Raw genomic sequence first — 14,654 nt, 5'->3', positions numbered from 1 at the left:
TTCGTCTGCTGGCGGATGACCGGCAGCGGACTGGCCGTGGCTCCGCACAGCACTATCCTCTGTCGTTGGCGGGCACGTCACACGAGGCGTGGGAGAAGAGAATGGAACTCGTGACCCACAAGAAATTCAAGAACGGCCGGTTGATGCCATGGGGCAAAGGCACGGTCGTCAGCGGTGCGAAAGGCACCGTCTATCTCTGCGGCAACACCGCGACATCGGCTGACTACGATCCGGCCGGCAAGAAGGGTGGCGGCTTCGCCGGCGATGCCGCGGCGCAGTGGCGGGAAGTTCTCGGCAACATCAAATCGGATCTGGAAGAACTTGGCAGCGGGCTCGACCATCTCATCAGGCTGACCTTTTTCGTCAAAGGGCCATTTCCCGACGGCGGCGTCCTCAGCTCGCCTAATTTTCGTCTCGACGTGCTGGACGCGTTTTTCGCCGAGCATTGTCCGAAGCATTGCAGCGACAACAATCCGCCGCCTTCGGAGGTAATCGGCGTCGCAGCGCTTGCCCAGGCAGACATCGTCATCGAGATCGTCGCCGTCGCGGCGCTGCCGGACTGAGGCGCGAACGAACAGGCCGGCCTTGCGCGACGTCGCCGTTGCGATCGAAGCGCGTCGGCACGAGCGGCGGCGCCGCGCCGGTGCGGGTTTTGCACCAGGCCTCGGCTTTGGCCAGTGAGCGCCCGGCGACGAGCAGGATCAGGCGTGGCTCGCTCTCCAGCAATTGCACGATGCGGCCGCCGAAAATGCCATAGCCGCCAACGACCAGAAGCCTCATCTCGCCGCTCTTTTTGCGTATGTCGTTTTCCCAGACCGAGGTCACTTTTGGGTGACATGCGATTAGCCGATCATGCGCGCACGTATCGCGGCGGACAGGATCTCGCAACTATCCTTGCGGCCGAACATGGCGTAGCGGTTTTTGGCGATGCGTTCGTAGAGCCAGTCACGCAAGGGGCGCGGGATGAGCAGCAGCGCTTTCGCCGCCCGCCACGGCCAGCCCAGTTCGGCCATCACCGCGATGAAACTGTCCAGCCGCATGAAGGGAGCGCCGCCGACAAGGACCAGATTGGTCTCGTAGCTGTCGGTGCGCAGCCCGTATCTCTGGAACAGCTCCTCGCCGAAGGGCGACTGCGCCGTGGCGAAGCGGAAGCGGTTTTTGCGGTCGAGCCCGACCACCGTGCGTACGAAGCCCGAGCACAGCACGCAGACGCCGTCGAAAACGATCAATGGCTGGCTGGCATCGAAGGGTTCAGGAGAAGAAGTCACGGGACGTCCGGCAGCTTGTGTCTTCAGACACTAAGCCCGCCGGCAGCGGGATCAAAGCCGCGGCGTTGTCGCACGGCTTCTCGCGGCCAGCGCGGGGCGCTCGGCGCGATAGGTGGTTGCGCGGGGATCGGCCTCCGGTCTGCAGATCCGGCTGTCGTGACGCGTTTCGAATGTCATGATCAATGCGCGCCGAGCGAGCTGCCGCGACGGGCGCAGGCCGGACCCGGGCCGCGCATGTAGTAGCGCTCCGGCCGATAGGTCGGCGCGATGAACTCGCGGATGGCGGCGGCATAGCCGGCGATGTGGCCCCAGAATTTCATTTTACTCAAGTCCCTGTCCCGATTTTCGGATGTCCCGTCCGATTGCGGGGATCATAGCGTCGAGGCGTGAATAGTCGGTGAACACGATGTTAATCTTTGGTCGAAAACCCCATGCTTCGTGGCCGGAATGCGGCTGTTTGGGGGTCTTTCGGTGTGGTTCGTCGCCATTTCCGGCATTGTGACTTTTGCATCACATATGTTTCGTCTGGATGTCGCTTGAGCGCGGTTCTGTTTCAGATTTGGCGAGCCTCTCGAAATTTCCATGCTCGCTGCCGAAATGCCCCTGGTTGCGCGCCCGGAACCGGAACGGGCCTTGCCCGTTCTCGCTTTAACCGCATCGCGCAGGAGTTCGCCATGGCACCTCGCCCCGCCTGGAAGGGCTATCTGAAACTGTCGCTGGTCACCTGCGCTGTCGAACTGACCAACGTCGTCACCCACGCCGAAAAAGTTTCGTTCCGGGTGCTCAACCGCAAGACCGGCAACACGGTCAAGCGCATCTATGTCGATTCTGAAACCGGCAAGCCGCTGGGCGATGGCGACGAGATCAGGGGCTATGAGGTGAGCCCCGGTGAGTTCGTCCATATCGAGGACGAAGAGATCGAAGCGGTGCAGATCGAGTCCTCGCACACGATGGCGCTGGACGGCTTCGTCGACAAAGCCTCGATAGAGCAGATCTATCTCGACACGCCCTATTATGTCACGCCCGCCGACAAGGTGTCGGAGGAGGCCTTTGCCGTCATCCGCGATGCCATGGCGGACAAGAAGATGGCCGGGCTGGCGCGCGTCGTGCTCTATAGCCGCGAGCGGCCCGTGGTCATCGAGCCGCGCGGCAAAGGCATGGTGCTGACCACCTTGCGCTACGGCAACACGGTGCGGGAGCCGGAGAGCATCTTCGGCGACATCAAGGCGGTGAAGACCGACCAGGAGATGACCGATATGGCCGAACGCATCATCGACAAGAAGAAGGGGAAGTTCGATCCGTCGACATTCGAGGACAAGTATGAGGACGCGCTGCTCGAACTGATCCGCGCCAAGAAGGCCGGCAAGAAGGCGCCGAAAGCGCAGGCCGCGCCCAAGCCGTCCAATGTCGTCAATCTGTTCGACGCGCTGAAGAAGAGCCTGTCCGATGGCGGCCAGGCGGAAGGCCCGGCGAAGAAGGCCAAGCCGGCGGCAAAAAGCGGCAAGGCGAAAGCTTCTGCGCCCAAGCGCAAGTCGGCTTGAGGGTCGGCGCCGTGGCCAGCCTCGAACAATATCAGTCCAAGCGCGATTTCAAGAAGACGGCCGAGCCGGCGGGCAAGGTCGCGCGCGGCAAGCAGCCCGGCGGCATCTTCGTCGTCCAGAAGCACGACGCGACCAGGCTGCACTATGATTTCCGCCTCGAGCATGAGGGCGTGTTGTGGAGCTGGGCGGTGACGCGAGGCCCGAGCCTCGACCCGCACGAAAAGCGGCTGGCCGTGCATGTCGAGGACCACCCGATCGACTATGCCGGCTTCGAGGGCACCATTCCCAAGGGCGAGTATGGCGGCGGCACCGTCATCGTTTGGGACGAAGGCACATGGACGCCAGAGATCGACCCCGCCAAGGCGATGAAGAAGGGCCATATCGACTTCGAACTCAACGGCCAGAAGCTGAATGGGCGGTGGCATCTGGTCAGGTTAAGACCCCGCCCGGGCGAAAAGCGCGACAACTGGCTGCTGATCAAATCCGACGATGCCGCCGCCCGCCCCGGCGAGGATATCCTGAAGGACGCACCGAAATCGGTGAAGTCCGGCCTGACCATCGAAGAGGTCGCGGAAGGCAAGACCGCCGACGGCAAGAAGCCGAAGGTCTGGCACTCCAACAAGCCTGCGGCATCCAGCAAGGCGAAAGCCGGCAAGCGCCTCGACTTCGTCGAGCCGCAGCTGGCGACGCTGGAGCGCGAGGCGCCGCCCGGCGAGGACTGGCTGCATGAGGTGAAGTTCGACGGGTACCGCATGCAGGCGCAGATCGCCGGCACGGAGGTGCGGCTGCTGACCCGCACCGGCCTCGACTGGACGGGGAAATTCGACCCCGAGATCGTCGCGGAACTCGCCCAGCTGAAATGCAGCGACGCCATCATCGATGGCGAGATCGTCGTGCTCGCCGACAGCGGCGTTTCGTCCTTCTCGCTGCTGCAGCAGGATCTCTCCGCCAATCGAACCAACCGCTTCACCTACTATGTGTTCGACCTGATGCGGCTTGACGGCAAGGATTTGCGCCGCGAGCCGCTGGTCGAGCGCAAGCAGGCGCTGCAGGAGCTGCTCGGCGAGACGGCCGAAAATGCCGCTGTTCGCTTCAGCGACCATTTCGCGGAACCGGGCAAGATCATGCTGCAGCACGCCTGCCGCATGGGCCTCGAAGGCATCGTCTCCAAGCGCGCCGATGCGCCCTACCGCAGCGGCCGTGGCCCAGGCTGGGTGAAATCGAAATGCACGGCCCGCCAGGAATTCGTCATCGGCGGGTATCTGCCCTCGGACAAGACCGGCCGCGGCCTGCGTTCGCTGCTGGTCGGTTACCACGAGGGCGGCAAGCTCCACTACGCCGGCCGCGTCGGCACGGGCTTCACAGCCAGGAGCGCCACCGATCTGAAGAAAAAACTCGATGCGCTGAAGGCAAACGCCTCGCCCTTTGCCGCCGCCGTGCCGAAGGGCAAGGGCCTGGTCTGGGTCAGGCCCGAACTTGTCGGCGAAGTGGAGTTCCGCAGCTGGACCTCGGATCGTATAATACGCCACGCGTCGTTCCAGGGACTGCGCGAGGACAAGCCGGCGGAGGAAGTCGTGCAGGAAAAGCCATCGAAGGCGGCGAACAAGCAAAAGCCGGCGGCAAGCAGCGCCGGCAAGGCCGCCGGGGCTAAGGCGCCCGCGACGATCACGACCAGCGTAAAACTATCCCACCCCGACAAGCTGCTGTGGCCCGAGGAGAAAATATCCAAGCAGGCTTTGCTTGAGCACTATGCGCTTGTCTGGCCGCGGATGGAGCAGTTCGTCGTCAACCGGCCGCTCAGCCTGGTCAGGGCGCCGGATGGCATCGGCGGCCCGCGCTTCTTCCAGAAACATGCCTCGGCCGGCATGAGCGACAAGATTGCCCGCATGAAGGATCCAACCGATGGCGAGGAAATCCTGTTCATCCGCGATTTCGACGGCCTTGCCGCCTTGGTCCAGTATGGCGTGGTCGAGGTCCACATCTGGGGCTGCAAGATCGAGGAGCTGGAAAAGCCGGATCAGATCATCTTCGATCTCGATCCCGATGAAGGCGTCGACGTCAAGGCGGTGCGCGAGGCCGCACTCGACATCAGAGGCAAGCTTGACGATCTGTCGCTGCCGAACTTCGTCAAGCCGTCAGGCGGCAAAGGCTATCACGTGCTGGTGCCGCTGAAACCCTCGGCGGATTGGGAGGAAGTCAAAACCTTCTCGCATGATTTCGCCAAGGCGCTGGAGCAGGCCGCGCCCGACCGCTACACCGCGACGCTGTCGAAAAAGGCGCGCACGGGAAAAATCTTCGTCGACTATCTCCGCAACGGCAGGGGCTCGACCACCGTCGCGCCCTACTCTTCCCGCGCCAAGAAGGGCGCGACGGTGTCGGTACCGGTGACGTGGGCGGAAGTTGAGAAGGGGTTGCCGCCGAATTCCTTCCCGATCGGCGACAAGACGACGCTGAAGGAGTTGGAGAAGGCCGATCCGTGGGTGGATTTCTTCGAGCAGGGGAAGGTGCTGAAGCGGGGGTAAGCGTCGCGCGCCTCACCTGCTACGCAAGCGTTCCGTCACACCCCCCTCTGTCCGGCAGGCCAGAGGGGGGTGCTGTCCCGCCAGCGTCGCCCAATTAGCGCCGCCGAACCTCTACGCCAAAAACACCCGCTCGAACGCCTGCTTCCCCGGCGGTGAAAACACCACCGCGCGGCTGTCCTTCTCCCGCCTTGCCCATTTCTCCGACAGGATCTTGTCCAGAATAGCCGCGCCGAGCGTTCCCGCGAGGTGCGAGCGGCGCACGCTCCAGTCGAGACAGGCGCGGCAGACCGGCCGGCGCGGCTTGGCGCCGACATCGATGCCGATGGCCGAAAAATGCGAGGCTGCTGCTGGCCCCAGCCTGATCTCAATGTCGTCGCGCAACAGGATGCCGCGCGCGACGAGCCGGTCCAGCATCGCCACCGCCTGCTCGCCGGCGAGGTGGTCGTAGCAGACGCGGGCGACGCGCATGGCGCCGTCGCGCGGGCCGGGCCGCACGCGCTTGGGACCGACTGCTTCGGCCACCCCGGTGATGGCCTCGATCATGCCGGCCACCTGCGGCCCTGCGAGGCCGTAATAGCGATGCCGTCCCTGGCTGGCCAAAGTTAAAAGCCCGCCCTCCATCAGTTTCGACAGATGCGAGGACGCGGTCGGCAGCGACACGCCGGCCTCCAGCGCCAGTTCGCTCGCCGTGAAAGCCGTGCCTCCCATCAGCGCATTCAGCATGTTTGCCCGCGCCGGATCGCCGACCAGGCTGGCGATGCGGGCAATGTCGGGTCCTTCACGCATAGTTAGGCCTCCATCGAAGCATTCTCGTCAGATAAGCATTATTGTCGGGCGGGATCAAGGAGAACGCCGATGCCAACCGCTTCCGTCCCACTCGCCAGCCGCCGGCCGTTCCCGTTCGTCACCTGGCTGCAACGGCGGCTTCTCGCCCGCTGGTACGACCGCCATCTGCAGCGGCTAGACCTCGCGGAGGTCGACGACCATCTGCTGCGCGATCTCGGCCTGACCCGTGAGGATGTGCGCCGCGAATGCGCAAAATCCTTCTGGCAGGCCTGACCGCCAGCGCTTTTGCTTAGCAGACCCTGCGGCACAACGTTTCGACGCCGCTCGAACTATCGATGCGAAACCCAAGGAGATCACGATGACCATCACCTGCTTCATCCGCTATGAGATCGACCCGTTCGGCAAGCCGGCCTTCGAGCAATATGCCAAGGCCTGGGGCCAGGCGATCCCGCGCTGCGGCGCCGATCTGATCGGCTACTACGCCCCGCACGAGGGCTCGGCCACCACCGCCTACGCCGCCTACAACATCGACAGCCTCGCCGCCTACGAAGCATATCGCGCCCGTCTCGCCGCGGATCCGGCGGGCAAGGCCAATTACGAATTCGCCCGCCGCGAAAAGTTCATCTTGAAAGAGGACCGCATCTTCCTGAAGCTGGTGTCGGGGCCGCATGGACCGCGGCAGCTGTTCCAGACCGCGGTCAAGGAGGAGATATGATCGCTGTCATCTTCGAGGTGCAACCGGCTGAGGGAAAGCGCGATGCCTATCTCGGTATCGCCGCGGAACTCAGGCCGCTGCTCGACGGCATAGACGGTTTCATCTCGATCGAGCGGTTTCAGAGCTTGGTCGACCCGAACCGCGTGCTGTCGCTGTCCTTCTGGCGCGACGAGGAAGCGGTCGAGGCGTGGCGCAACACGGAAGAGCATCGGCAGGCGCAGCATGCGGGCCGCGGCGGAATATTTGCCGGATATCGGTTGCGGATTGCGCATGTGGTGCGGGATTACGGGCTGACGGAGAGGGACGAGGCGCCAGAGGATAGCAGGGCGGTGAATGGGTGACTAGGTATCGGCGTCGCGCCAGGCCCCCTCATCCGGCCGCTTCGCGGCCACCTTCTCCCCGCTGGGGAGAAGAGACTGGCGCAGGCTTCGAAAATCTCCTCTCCCTTCGGGGAGAGGTCAGCCGAGCGAAGCGGAGGCTGGGTGAGGGGGCGCTTGGCGCTCACGCATTCCCGATCAGCACCCCGGCCGCAAACACCAGCGCCCCACCCAGCACCACCTGAAACGCCGCGCGCAGGAACGGGGTTTGCATGTAGCGGTTCTGCACGAAGGCGATCGCCCACAATTCGAAGAACACCACCACGGCCGCGACCGCCGTCGCCGTCCAGAAATGCGGGATGATGTAAGGCAGCGCGTGGCCGAGGCCTCCCAGCGTCGTCATGATGCCGACGGTGAGGCCGCGCTTGATCGGCGAGCCACGCCCCGACAGCTTGCCGTCGTCCGAAGCGACTTCGGTAAAGCCCATCGAGATGCCGGCGCCGATCGAGGCGGCGAGGCCGACCAGCAGCGTCTGCCAGGTGTCGTGCGTGGCAAACGCGGCGGCAAAGATCGGCGCCAGTGTCGACACCGAGCCATCCATCAGCCCGGCCAGTCCCGGCTGGACATAGGTCAGGATGAACTGGCGCTGCTCGGCGCTGGCTTCCTCGTCCTTGACCTCGCCCGGCACAAGTTTCTGCTCCAGCCGATGCGCCGAATTCTCATGGCTTTGCTCGGCCGCGGCCAGGTCGCCGAGCAGTTTCCGCGTCGAGGCATCGCCGGTGCGCTTGGCCGCCTCGACATAGAAGCGATAGGCCTGCCGCTCCATCTCTTCGGCTTGGCGCCGCACATGCTCGATGCCGAGCGGCCGCACCAGCCAGTCGGGCTTGCGCTCGTAATAGCCTTTCACGTGCTCGCGGCGCAGCAGCGGAATGCGCTCGCCGAAACGCTTGCGGTAAAGCTCGATCAGGGAATCGCGATGGCCGTCCTCCTCCTCCGCCATCGCCTCGAACACTTTCGCCGATTGCGGAAAACTGTCCGCCAGCCCGTCGGCATAGGCGCGGTAGATGCGCCCGTCATCCTCTTCGGATGAAATTGCCAGCGCCAGGATCTCCTGTTCCGACAGCGTTTCGAAAGGACGGCGGCCGAAACCGAAGACACGGGAAAGCATGAGAAATTCACCCCAGTTTAGAACAATTCTAAACTAGGCGCTGCAATCTCCGCGGTCAATCACCAGTCAAGAAATGTTGAAGCGCCGGATTGCAACGCGCCCTTCATTATCGGCAAATGTTCACCTATATCGGTCGCGACACGCAAAGCGAAAGGTATCCAAGAGATGACGGCAAAGCCGCACGACCACTTCGATCCGAAACCCGTCCTCGATCTTATCGCCAGCATCGAGGCCGATTTGCAGCGGCTGAAAGGCCTGGTCGAACAGCAGGTCGAAAAATTCGACCCCGCCAATCCGCACAACAAGGCGCCCGACGGCAAGCTGACCGAGGAGGGCGTCGAATGCTGCTACCGCCTGTTCGACGAAGGCAAGTCGCGCTATTCGGTCGCCCAGCAGATGAAGATCTCGTTTGCCGCCGCGACGCACCGGTTCAACTCCTGGCGCAAGGCGGGCGGGCCGAAGCGGCAGAGGGCATTGCTGGGATAATTGGCGAAAGCCAAGGCGAAACCCGATCTCCCCCCTCGTGGGGGAGATGGCCGGCAGGCCAGGGCTGTCCCGCCGACCTTTCCCTGCCTAAAGCCCAGCACCGGCACCGTTCAGGATGCGCGTCCAAGCCCAGCCGCAATCACAATATGCTGGCAGACATTGTCGACGTCGCGGATGACGTCGTCATTCCAGAACCGCAGGACGGTCCAGCCATCTTGTTCGAGGTGCGATGTCCGCGTTTCATCACCGGCAGCCGCGCCGGCGTCCGCATGCGGGGAGCCATCGACTTCGATGACCAGCTTCTTCTCCGGGCAAGCGAAATCGACGATGTAGGCGGCAATCGGAAATTGTCGCCGGAAGCCAAGCCCCATCAGCCGGTGGGCACGAAGTTCGTTCCAGAGCTTGAGTTCGGCTGGCGTCAGGACTTTGCGCATCGATCTGGCGTTTGCGCGACGTCGAGGCGGTAGAGGCGTGTGCGGCATTACGATGCTCGGTGGTTGCCGAGGCTTGCGCTCTATGGCGCCCCCCTCTGTCCTGCCGGACATCTCCCCCACTTGGAACCCACTTGGGGGGAGATTGGCTGTACTTCCTAAGGCGTCAGTTCAATTTCCTCCGTCTCGCCGCCATTGCAGGTGTAGCAGCAATCCTCGCATCTTTCCTTGTTGTTGGGGCCGACGCCCCAATAGGTGCCCTCGTCGCCGTCGACCCAGGCGCCGTAGCAGATGGACTCGCCTTCGTCGCACGAGACCGGGATCTGCTTGGTCTCGCCATCGTCGAGATAGAAATCCTTGTCGTTGCCCGGCCAGACATAGTCGCGGTCCTGGCTGTAGAGCTCGAGGCGCATGGCGTTGGGATGGCTGTTCTTGACGGCGAAGGTGATGTCGGCGGCGTACGCTGCCGGCGCAAACAGCGCGGCAAGCGACAGCGCGACGACGCGGCGCAGACAAGTGAAAGACATGGTGTTCCCCCGAGGCAAATCGGCCCCCCGGCCGAGGGAATCAGCATCGCATGATGGCGGCTGACATTGAAGGGGAGCGGCTGACTGATTTTGGGGTGATTGGCCAAGGGGCGGAACTGCTGATCTCCCCCTCGTGGGGGAGATGCCTGGCAAGGCAGAGGGGGGCGCTGTCCCGCCGACCTCTCATTCCTGCAGCCGCGTCATTTCAATTTTAGGCTTGCTGATCCATACGCTGGCGATCCTTCGCGCCCCCCTCTGTCCTGCCGGACATCTCCCCCACGAGGGGGGAGATCAGCAGCTTCGGCGCCCCGCCCCTCACTCCACCAGATCGATCGTCTCGGTCGTCTTCTCCACACAGATGAAACAGCACGTATCGCAAGGCTGGTCATTATCCGGCCCGACCCCGGCGGAGATCGCATCATTGCCGTTGACCCAGGCGCCGTAGCAGATGTTTTCTCCCGGATTGCACGAGATCGGCACCGATTTCTGCGAGCTCGGCTCGATCAGAAACACCTGACCACCACCCGGCCACGACATCTTGCGATCACGGCTGAACAACTCCACCGCCACCGCCTGTTTGCGCAAATTCTTGACGAAGAACGCCATATCGGCGGCATGGGTTGGGGTGGCGAGGAGCAGGGCGGTAAGGGTGAGGCGGAGCATGATGGGCGGTCCCGAATCGGAGATGCGAGGGTCGCACGCCGCGAGGGCCGGGCCTAGAGCCACGGCTAGGCAAGTCCCCCTCACCCGGATTGCCAGCCGAATTGCGAAAGGCAATTCGGGGCAATCCGACCTCTCCCCGAGGGGAGAGGAGCTCGCTCGGCGCTGGTGCTCGCCTCTTCTCCCCAGCGGGGAGAAGGTGGCCGCGAAGCGGCCGGATGAGGGGGCGGCCTCGTGATACCCTACGCCCCCTACTGCCCCACTTCACATGCGGCGCCAGCCGTCGGATCGCGTCAATCACCTCGGCGACTTCAGCAACGTCTAGATCCAGCCAACAAAAGTCAGCACCAGGAACGGACAGCCGGCGGCGGGCAGCGGCGCCGAGGTCGGCAGCAACGGCGCGCCCACAGCACCATGGCCACCGTCACGACAAACAGGATGGCGCGCCGGTGAGCCGCATCCACAGGGCAACGGTGCTCGACGCGCTGATCAGGACAAGCGCTGCCGCCCACAGCGAGATGCCGCCGACATAGGAGGGCACGCTGGCCTCCAGCCCCGCCGCATTGCCGGCGAGCAGCATGCTTTCGCCGGCAAGGAAGGTGAGGAACCCGGCAGCTATGCAGTCATTGCCCAGCCGCTGTCTGATGTGGTGCGCATGTGATGTTTCCCAAAGGCGCCTGGCAACGGGGGGTTCCAAGCGGCCATGATCCGGTGTCGGCGTGGCTACCCGCACGGTTGCGATGCGGTTGGCTCGATCCTGCAAATTCAGGAGGAGGCAGAGATACACATATTCGCGTGCGAAGCACTTGGTTGGCAATAGCTTGACATCGCGCACTTCAGGACGCGTATAGTTCCCTCAATATTATTGGCGGGAGGATCAATTGGCAGAGAAGGCGAGCCCGGTAGAAGAAACAACAAAATCGGATCAAACGCCGGGTGAAAAGAAAGGGACTAGGCGCGAAATCCCAGGGAATCTTCCATACACCCCTACTCACGGTAGGCTAAGCGAGGCGCTAAAAGCCCTGATCGAGGCGGAGCGACCGCAGCAGTTCAACGAAAGTTTCTTGGACAGTGTACTGAAGATTCGAGGTGGTAGTGCTAGGGCAATCCCTCCAATCCTGAAGAGAATGGGGTTGTTGAGTTCTGACAACTCTCCAACTGACCTATACTCCAAGTTTAAGTCAGAATCAACGCGCTCGGAGGCAGCGCTCGCAGCACTTAAAAACGGATTTTCAGAAATTTTCAGAAGAAACGAGTATGCGCACAGGCTGCCGGACGATCGGATCAAAGAGCTGATTATAGAGATAACGGGCCTACACAAGAGCGACCAGATCGTCAGTGCGATTTTCGGCACGTTCGGCGCCTTTAACGAATTCGCAAAAAGCGCCAAGGAAGCAAAGGCTCAAGATCCGGCAATTAATCAGTCGAGCAAAACGGATGGCGCCACTAAAGGCGACGTCAGAAGACAGAGCGACAACCACGAATTTAATCTCGTTACCACCATAAACGTCGTCCTTCCTGAGACAACGGACGTACAAGTATACAACGCGATTTTCCGGTCAATTAGAGAGAATTTGCTAAATTGAAAATAGAGCTTCAACATTTCTTACTAATGGGAGCTTCGCTACGATCGGCTGTAGACAATGCGCTTGCGGAGCAAGGCGTTAGGGGGCACGTAACCGCCATTGACAAGTTTTCAGATGCTCTTATTAAGGGCTATATTTCGGTAGCGTCTTCCGAGAATCGACAACAGGCAGACCGCATGGCGTCATACTATAAATTGTTTTATTTGTTGGAAAACGAGATAAGAAGTTTCATTGTTGATCTGATAGAATCTAGTGATGAAACAGATTGGTGGCTAAGCAAGGTTCCTGAGAATGTTAGGCTGAACGCCGCGAAGAATTTGGAGCGAGAGCGCCGAGAGGGAATAATTCCGAGATCGGACCGAATGATCGATTACACTACGTTTGGCGAGCTTGGCGAAATTATAAAAGCGAACTGGGACGTATTCGGAGGGGTATTCTCTAGGCACGACAAAGTTGGTGTTGAAAAAGTGCTACAGCAACTCAACATGCTTCGAGGTCCAATCGCGCATTGCGGTGTTTTAGGTGAGGATGACGTTGTGAAGCTTAAGCTCGTTGTCCGCAATTGGTACCGCTTGATGGAATAGTGCTTCGCACGGGGCGTCCGACTAGGTCACCGCACTGCCGCACCCCCCGGGGTGGGACCCGCTGCCTTCGGCAGCTCCTACGCGGACTTGCGCTCGCACCGACCCACCGGGTCGACACGTGCGGCCAGAAGGCCGGACCGGTTAGTCTCCCATCTTCAGCGCCTGAATAAACGCCTCCTGCGGGATATCCACCTTGCCGAACTGGCGCATCCGCTTCTTGCCCTCTTTCTGCTTGTCCAGCAGCTTGCGTTTGCGCGAGACGTCGCCGCCATAGCACTTCGCGGTGACGTCCTTGCGCAGCGCCGAGATGGTTTCGCGGGCGATGACCTTGCCGCCGATGGCGGCCTGGATCGGGATCTTGAAGAGGTGGTTCGGGATCAGCTCCTTCAGCTTCTCGCACATCTGGCGGCCGCGCTTTTCCGCCGCGGTGCGGTGGACCAGCATGGACAGGGCGTCGACCGGCTCCTCATTGACCAGGATCGACATCTTCACCAGGTCGCCTTCCTTGTAGTCGGTCAGATGATAGTCGAAGGAGGCGTAGCCCTTGGAGATCGATTTTAGGCGATCATAGAAGTCAAAAACCACTTCGTTGAGCGGCAGGTCGTAGATCAGCATGGCGCGCTTGCCGACATAGGACAGGTCGGCCTGGATGCCGCGCCGGTCCTGGCAGAGCTTCAGGATGCCGCCGAGATAGTCGTCGGGGGTGAGGATGGTGGCGCGGATCCACGGCTCCTCGATGGCTGAGATTTTCACCACGTCGGGCATGTCGGCGGGGTTGTGCAGTTCCTTGACCGAGCCGTCATTGAGCAGCAGCCGGTAGACGACGCTCGGCGCCGTGGCAATGAGGTCGAGGTTGAACTCGCGCTCCAGCCGCTCCTGGATGATTTCCAGGTGCAGCAGACCGAGGAAGCCGCAGCGATAGCCGAAGCCGAGCGCGGCACTGGTCTCCATTTCATAGGAGAAGCTGGCGTCGTTGAGGCGCAATTTGCCGACGGCGGCGCGCAGATCCTCGAAATCGGCGGCGTCGACCGGGAACAGGCCGCAAAACACCACCGGCTGCGCCGGCTTGAAGCCGGGCAGGGCGTGCGCGGTCTGGCGCTTGTCCTCGGTGATGGTGTCGCCGACGCGGGTGTCGGCCACTTCCTTGATCGAGCCGGTGAAGAAGCCGAACTCGCCGGGGCCGAGCTCGTCGACATTGATGCGGGCGGGCGTGAACACGCCGGTGCGCTCGACCAGGTGTTTTGCGCCGGTGCCCATCATGCGGATGGTCGCGCCCTTTTTCAGCACGCCGTCGATGATGCGCACCAGGACGATGACGCCGAGATAGGCGTCGTACCAGCTGTCCACCAGCATGGCTTTCAGGGGTGCCGACGCGTCGCCTTCGCGCGGCGGCGGCAATTGGTGGACGATTGCCTCCAGCACATCGGGAATGCCGAGGCCGGTCTTGGCCGAGATCAGCACGGCGTTGGAGGCGTCGATGCCGATGACTTCCTCGACCTGCTCGCGGATGCGCTCGGGCTCGGCGGCCGGCAGGTCTACCTTGTTCAGCACCACGACGATCTCGTGGTTGTTGTCGATGGCCTGGTAGACATTGGCCAGCGTCTGCGCCTCGACGCCCTGCGAGGCGTCGACGACCAGCAGCGAACCCTCGCAGGCGGCGAGCGAGCGCGACACTTCATAGGCGAAGTCGACATGGCCGGGCGTGTCGATCAGGTTGAGGATATAGTCCTCGCCATTGTTGGCGCGGTATTTCAGCCGCACCGTCTGCGCCTTGATGGTGATGCCGCGCTCGCGCTCGATGTCCATCGAGTCCAGCACCTGCTCCTTCATGTCGCGCAGCTCCAGCCCGCCGGTGGACTGGATCAGCCGGTCGGCAAGCGTGGATTTGCCATGGTCGATATGGGCGACGATGGAGAAATTGCGGATGTGGTCGAGAGGCGTGCTCATGGCGCGCGCTTTAGCAGGGGCGGGTTGCAGGGGCAAGCGGGGTGGCGGTGCCCTTGCCTTCTCCCCTTGTGGGAGAAGGTGGATCGGCGCGCAGCGCCGAGACGGATGAGGGGTGT

19 protein-coding genes are annotated in these 14,654 nt (G+C 62.3%); 9 read left to right on the top strand and 10 right to left on the bottom strand.

Annotated features, from left to right (window positions below; translation table 11 throughout):
• Positions 1-101 precede the first annotated feature (101 nt).
• Positions 102-563 (top strand): RidA family protein, encoded by a 462-nt coding sequence (locus NL532_RS03400; protein WP_023687546.1) that lies wholly within the window; start codon positions 102-104, stop codon positions 561-563.
• Here the strand turns inward: NL532_RS03400 and NL532_RS03395 are convergent.
• The 3 genes from NL532_RS03395 to NL532_RS03385 all read right to left on the bottom strand — a co-directional run bounded on the left by NL532_RS03395 (position 526) and on the right by NL532_RS03385 (position 1,597).
• The gene (locus NL532_RS03395; RefSeq protein WP_023744857.1) at positions 526-780 is read right to left on the bottom strand and encodes a hypothetical protein; all 255 of its coding nucleotides are present in this window, start codon (positions 778-780) and stop codon (positions 526-528) included. The genes NL532_RS03400 and NL532_RS03395 overlap by 38 nt on opposite strands.
• Positions 781-842: 62 nt before the next feature.
• Positions 843-1,268 carry a thiol-disulfide oxidoreductase DCC family protein gene (locus NL532_RS03390; protein ID WP_031203643.1) on the bottom strand — a complete coding sequence of 142 codons (426 nt, stop codon included), beginning with the start codon at positions 1,266-1,268 and terminating at the stop codon, positions 843-845.
• A 179-nt stretch (positions 1,269-1,447) separates the two neighbouring features.
• Positions 1,448-1,597, bottom strand: a complete 150-nt coding sequence (locus tag NL532_RS03385) for a hypothetical protein (RefSeq protein ID WP_196813601.1) — start codon at positions 1,595-1,597, stop codon at positions 1,448-1,450.
• Between the two features lie 345 nt (positions 1,598-1,942).
• Between NL532_RS03385 and ku the strand changes: the two genes are divergently transcribed.
• The gene (gene ku, locus NL532_RS03380) at positions 1,943-2,809 is read left to right on the top strand and encodes a non-homologous end joining protein Ku (RefSeq protein WP_023681243.1); all 867 of its coding nucleotides are present in this window, start codon (positions 1,943-1,945) and stop codon (positions 2,807-2,809) included.
• Between the two features lie 11 nt (positions 2,810-2,820).
• A complete protein-coding gene (gene ligD / locus NL532_RS03375) occupies positions 2,821-5,331 on the top strand; it encodes a DNA ligase D (RefSeq protein WP_031203646.1) in 2,511 nt (836 codons plus the stop codon).
• Positions 5,332-5,442: 111 nt separating this feature from the next.
• On the opposite strand, the gene NL532_RS03370 is transcribed toward ligD, so the two are convergent.
• Entirely contained in the window at positions 5,443-6,117 is a 675-nt protein-coding gene (locus NL532_RS03370) for an ArsR/SmtB family transcription factor (RefSeq protein ID WP_023726756.1), read from the bottom strand.
• Positions 6,118-6,186: 69 nt separating this feature from the next.
• On the opposite strand from NL532_RS03370, the gene NL532_RS03365 reads away from it, so the two are divergent.
• The 3 genes from NL532_RS03365 (at position 6,187) to NL532_RS03355 (ending at position 7,173) form a co-directional block, all read left to right on the top strand.
• Positions 6,187-6,390 carry a DUF1127 domain-containing protein gene (locus NL532_RS03365; protein ID WP_023726757.1) on the top strand — a complete coding sequence of 68 codons (204 nt, stop codon included), beginning with the start codon at positions 6,187-6,189 and terminating at the stop codon, positions 6,388-6,390.
• An 85-nt stretch (positions 6,391-6,475) separates the two neighbouring features.
• Positions 6,476-6,832, top strand: a complete 357-nt coding sequence (locus tag NL532_RS03360) for an NIPSNAP family protein (protein ID WP_023673248.1) — start codon at positions 6,476-6,478, stop codon at positions 6,830-6,832.
• Positions 6,829-7,173 (top strand): antibiotic biosynthesis monooxygenase family protein, encoded by a 345-nt coding sequence (locus NL532_RS03355; protein WP_023726759.1) that lies wholly within the window; start codon positions 6,829-6,831, stop codon positions 7,171-7,173. The genes NL532_RS03360 and NL532_RS03355 overlap by 4 nt, the downstream gene beginning before the upstream one ends.
• A gap of 160 nt (positions 7,174-7,333) precedes the next feature.
• Here NL532_RS03355 and mbfA read toward each other — a convergent pair whose 3' ends face one another.
• Positions 7,334-8,317, bottom strand: coding sequence for an iron exporter MbfA (gene mbfA, locus NL532_RS03350; RefSeq protein WP_023681248.1), 984 nt, complete (start codon positions 8,315-8,317; stop codon positions 7,334-7,336).
• Positions 8,318-8,482: 165 nt separating this feature from the next.
• Here mbfA and NL532_RS03345 point away from each other — a divergent pair, with 165 nt between their 5' ends.
• The gene (locus tag NL532_RS03345; RefSeq protein WP_023681249.1) at positions 8,483-8,803 is read left to right on the top strand and encodes a hypothetical protein; all 321 of its coding nucleotides are present in this window, start codon (positions 8,483-8,485) and stop codon (positions 8,801-8,803) included.
• Positions 8,804-8,913: 110 nt separating this feature from the next.
• On the opposite strand, the gene NL532_RS03340 is transcribed toward NL532_RS03345, so the two are convergent.
• The 4 genes from NL532_RS03340 to NL532_RS03325 form a co-directional block, all read right to left on the bottom strand.
• The gene (locus NL532_RS03340) at positions 8,914-9,285 is read right to left on the bottom strand and encodes an endonuclease domain-containing protein (protein ID WP_031203649.1); all 372 of its coding nucleotides are present in this window, start codon (positions 9,283-9,285) and stop codon (positions 8,914-8,916) included.
• Positions 9,286-9,392: 107 nt separating this feature from the next.
• A complete protein-coding gene (locus NL532_RS03335) occupies positions 9,393-9,761 on the bottom strand; it encodes a hypothetical protein (protein WP_023830244.1) in 369 nt (122 codons plus the stop codon).
• A 315-nt stretch (positions 9,762-10,076) separates the two neighbouring features.
• Positions 10,077-10,424 carry a hypothetical protein gene (locus NL532_RS03330; protein ID WP_023828861.1) on the bottom strand — a complete coding sequence of 116 codons (348 nt, stop codon included), beginning with the start codon at positions 10,422-10,424 and terminating at the stop codon, positions 10,077-10,079.
• A 421-nt stretch (positions 10,425-10,845) separates the two neighbouring features.
• On the bottom strand, positions 10,846-11,256 hold the full coding sequence (locus tag NL532_RS03325; protein WP_245270239.1) for a hypothetical protein: 411 nt from the start codon (positions 11,254-11,256) through the stop codon (positions 10,846-10,848).
• Positions 11,257-11,302: 46 nt separating this feature from the next.
• Here NL532_RS03325 and NL532_RS03320 point away from each other — a divergent pair, with 46 nt between their 5' ends.
• A complete protein-coding gene (locus NL532_RS03320) occupies positions 11,303-12,007 on the top strand; it encodes a DUF5343 domain-containing protein (protein ID WP_155921606.1) in 705 nt (234 codons plus the stop codon).
• Positions 12,004-12,591, top strand: a complete 588-nt coding sequence (locus NL532_RS03315; RefSeq protein WP_023828860.1) for a Swt1 family HEPN domain-containing protein — start codon at positions 12,004-12,006, stop codon at positions 12,589-12,591. The genes NL532_RS03320 and NL532_RS03315 overlap by 4 nt, the downstream gene beginning before the upstream one ends.
• 141 nt (positions 12,592-12,732) lie before the next feature.
• Here NL532_RS03315 and lepA read toward each other — a convergent pair whose 3' ends face one another.
• The gene (lepA, locus tag NL532_RS03310) at positions 12,733-14,538 is read right to left on the bottom strand and encodes a translation elongation factor 4 (protein ID WP_023673259.1); all 1,806 of its coding nucleotides are present in this window, start codon (positions 14,536-14,538) and stop codon (positions 12,733-12,735) included.
• Positions 14,539-14,654: the final 116 nt, after the last annotated feature.

The organism is Mesorhizobium sp. C120A (assembly GCF_030323105.1).
Taxonomy (GTDB): Bacteria; Pseudomonadota; Alphaproteobacteria; order Rhizobiales; family Rhizobiaceae; genus Mesorhizobium.
Note: the sequence above shows the minus strand (reverse complement) of the source record. Positions and strands in the feature narration are given on the sequence as shown.

Coding starts and splice junctions, on each gene's coding strand:
- NL532_RS03360 (WP_023673248.1), top strand. CDS start 6,476: ATGACCATCACCTGCTTCATCCGCTATGAGATCGACCCGTTCGGCAAG.
- NL532_RS03335 (WP_023830244.1), bottom strand. CDS start 9,761: ATGTCTTTCACTTGTCTGCGCCGCGTCGTCGCGCTGTCGCTTGCCGCG.
- mbfA (WP_023681248.1), bottom strand. CDS start 8,317: ATGCTTTCCCGTGTCTTCGGTTTCGGCCGCCGTCCTTTCGAAACGCTG.
- NL532_RS03400 (WP_023687546.1), top strand. CDS start 102: ATGGAACTCGTGACCCACAAGAAATTCAAGAACGGCCGGTTGATGCCA.
- NL532_RS03370 (WP_023726756.1), bottom strand. CDS start 6,117: ATGCGTGAAGGACCCGACATTGCCCGCATCGCCAGCCTGGTCGGCGAT.
- NL532_RS03340 (WP_031203649.1), bottom strand. CDS start 9,285: ATGCCGCACACGCCTCTACCGCCTCGACGTCGCGCAAACGCCAGATCG.
- NL532_RS03330 (WP_023828861.1), bottom strand. CDS start 10,424: ATGCTCCGCCTCACCCTTACCGCCCTGCTCCTCGCCACCCCAACCCAT.
- NL532_RS03355 (WP_023726759.1), top strand. CDS start 6,829: ATGATCGCTGTCATCTTCGAGGTGCAACCGGCTGAGGGAAAGCGCGAT.
- NL532_RS03395 (WP_023744857.1), bottom strand. CDS start 780: ATGAGGCTTCTGGTCGTTGGCGGCTATGGCATTTTCGGCGGCCGCATC.
- ku (WP_023681243.1), top strand. CDS start 1,943: ATGGCACCTCGCCCCGCCTGGAAGGGCTATCTGAAACTGTCGCTGGTC.
- NL532_RS03345 (WP_023681249.1), top strand. CDS start 8,483: ATGACGGCAAAGCCGCACGACCACTTCGATCCGAAACCCGTCCTCGAT.
- NL532_RS03365 (WP_023726757.1), top strand. CDS start 6,187: ATGCCAACCGCTTCCGTCCCACTCGCCAGCCGCCGGCCGTTCCCGTTC.
- lepA (WP_023673259.1), bottom strand. CDS start 14,538: ATGAGCACGCCTCTCGACCACATCCGCAATTTCTCCATCGTCGCCCAT.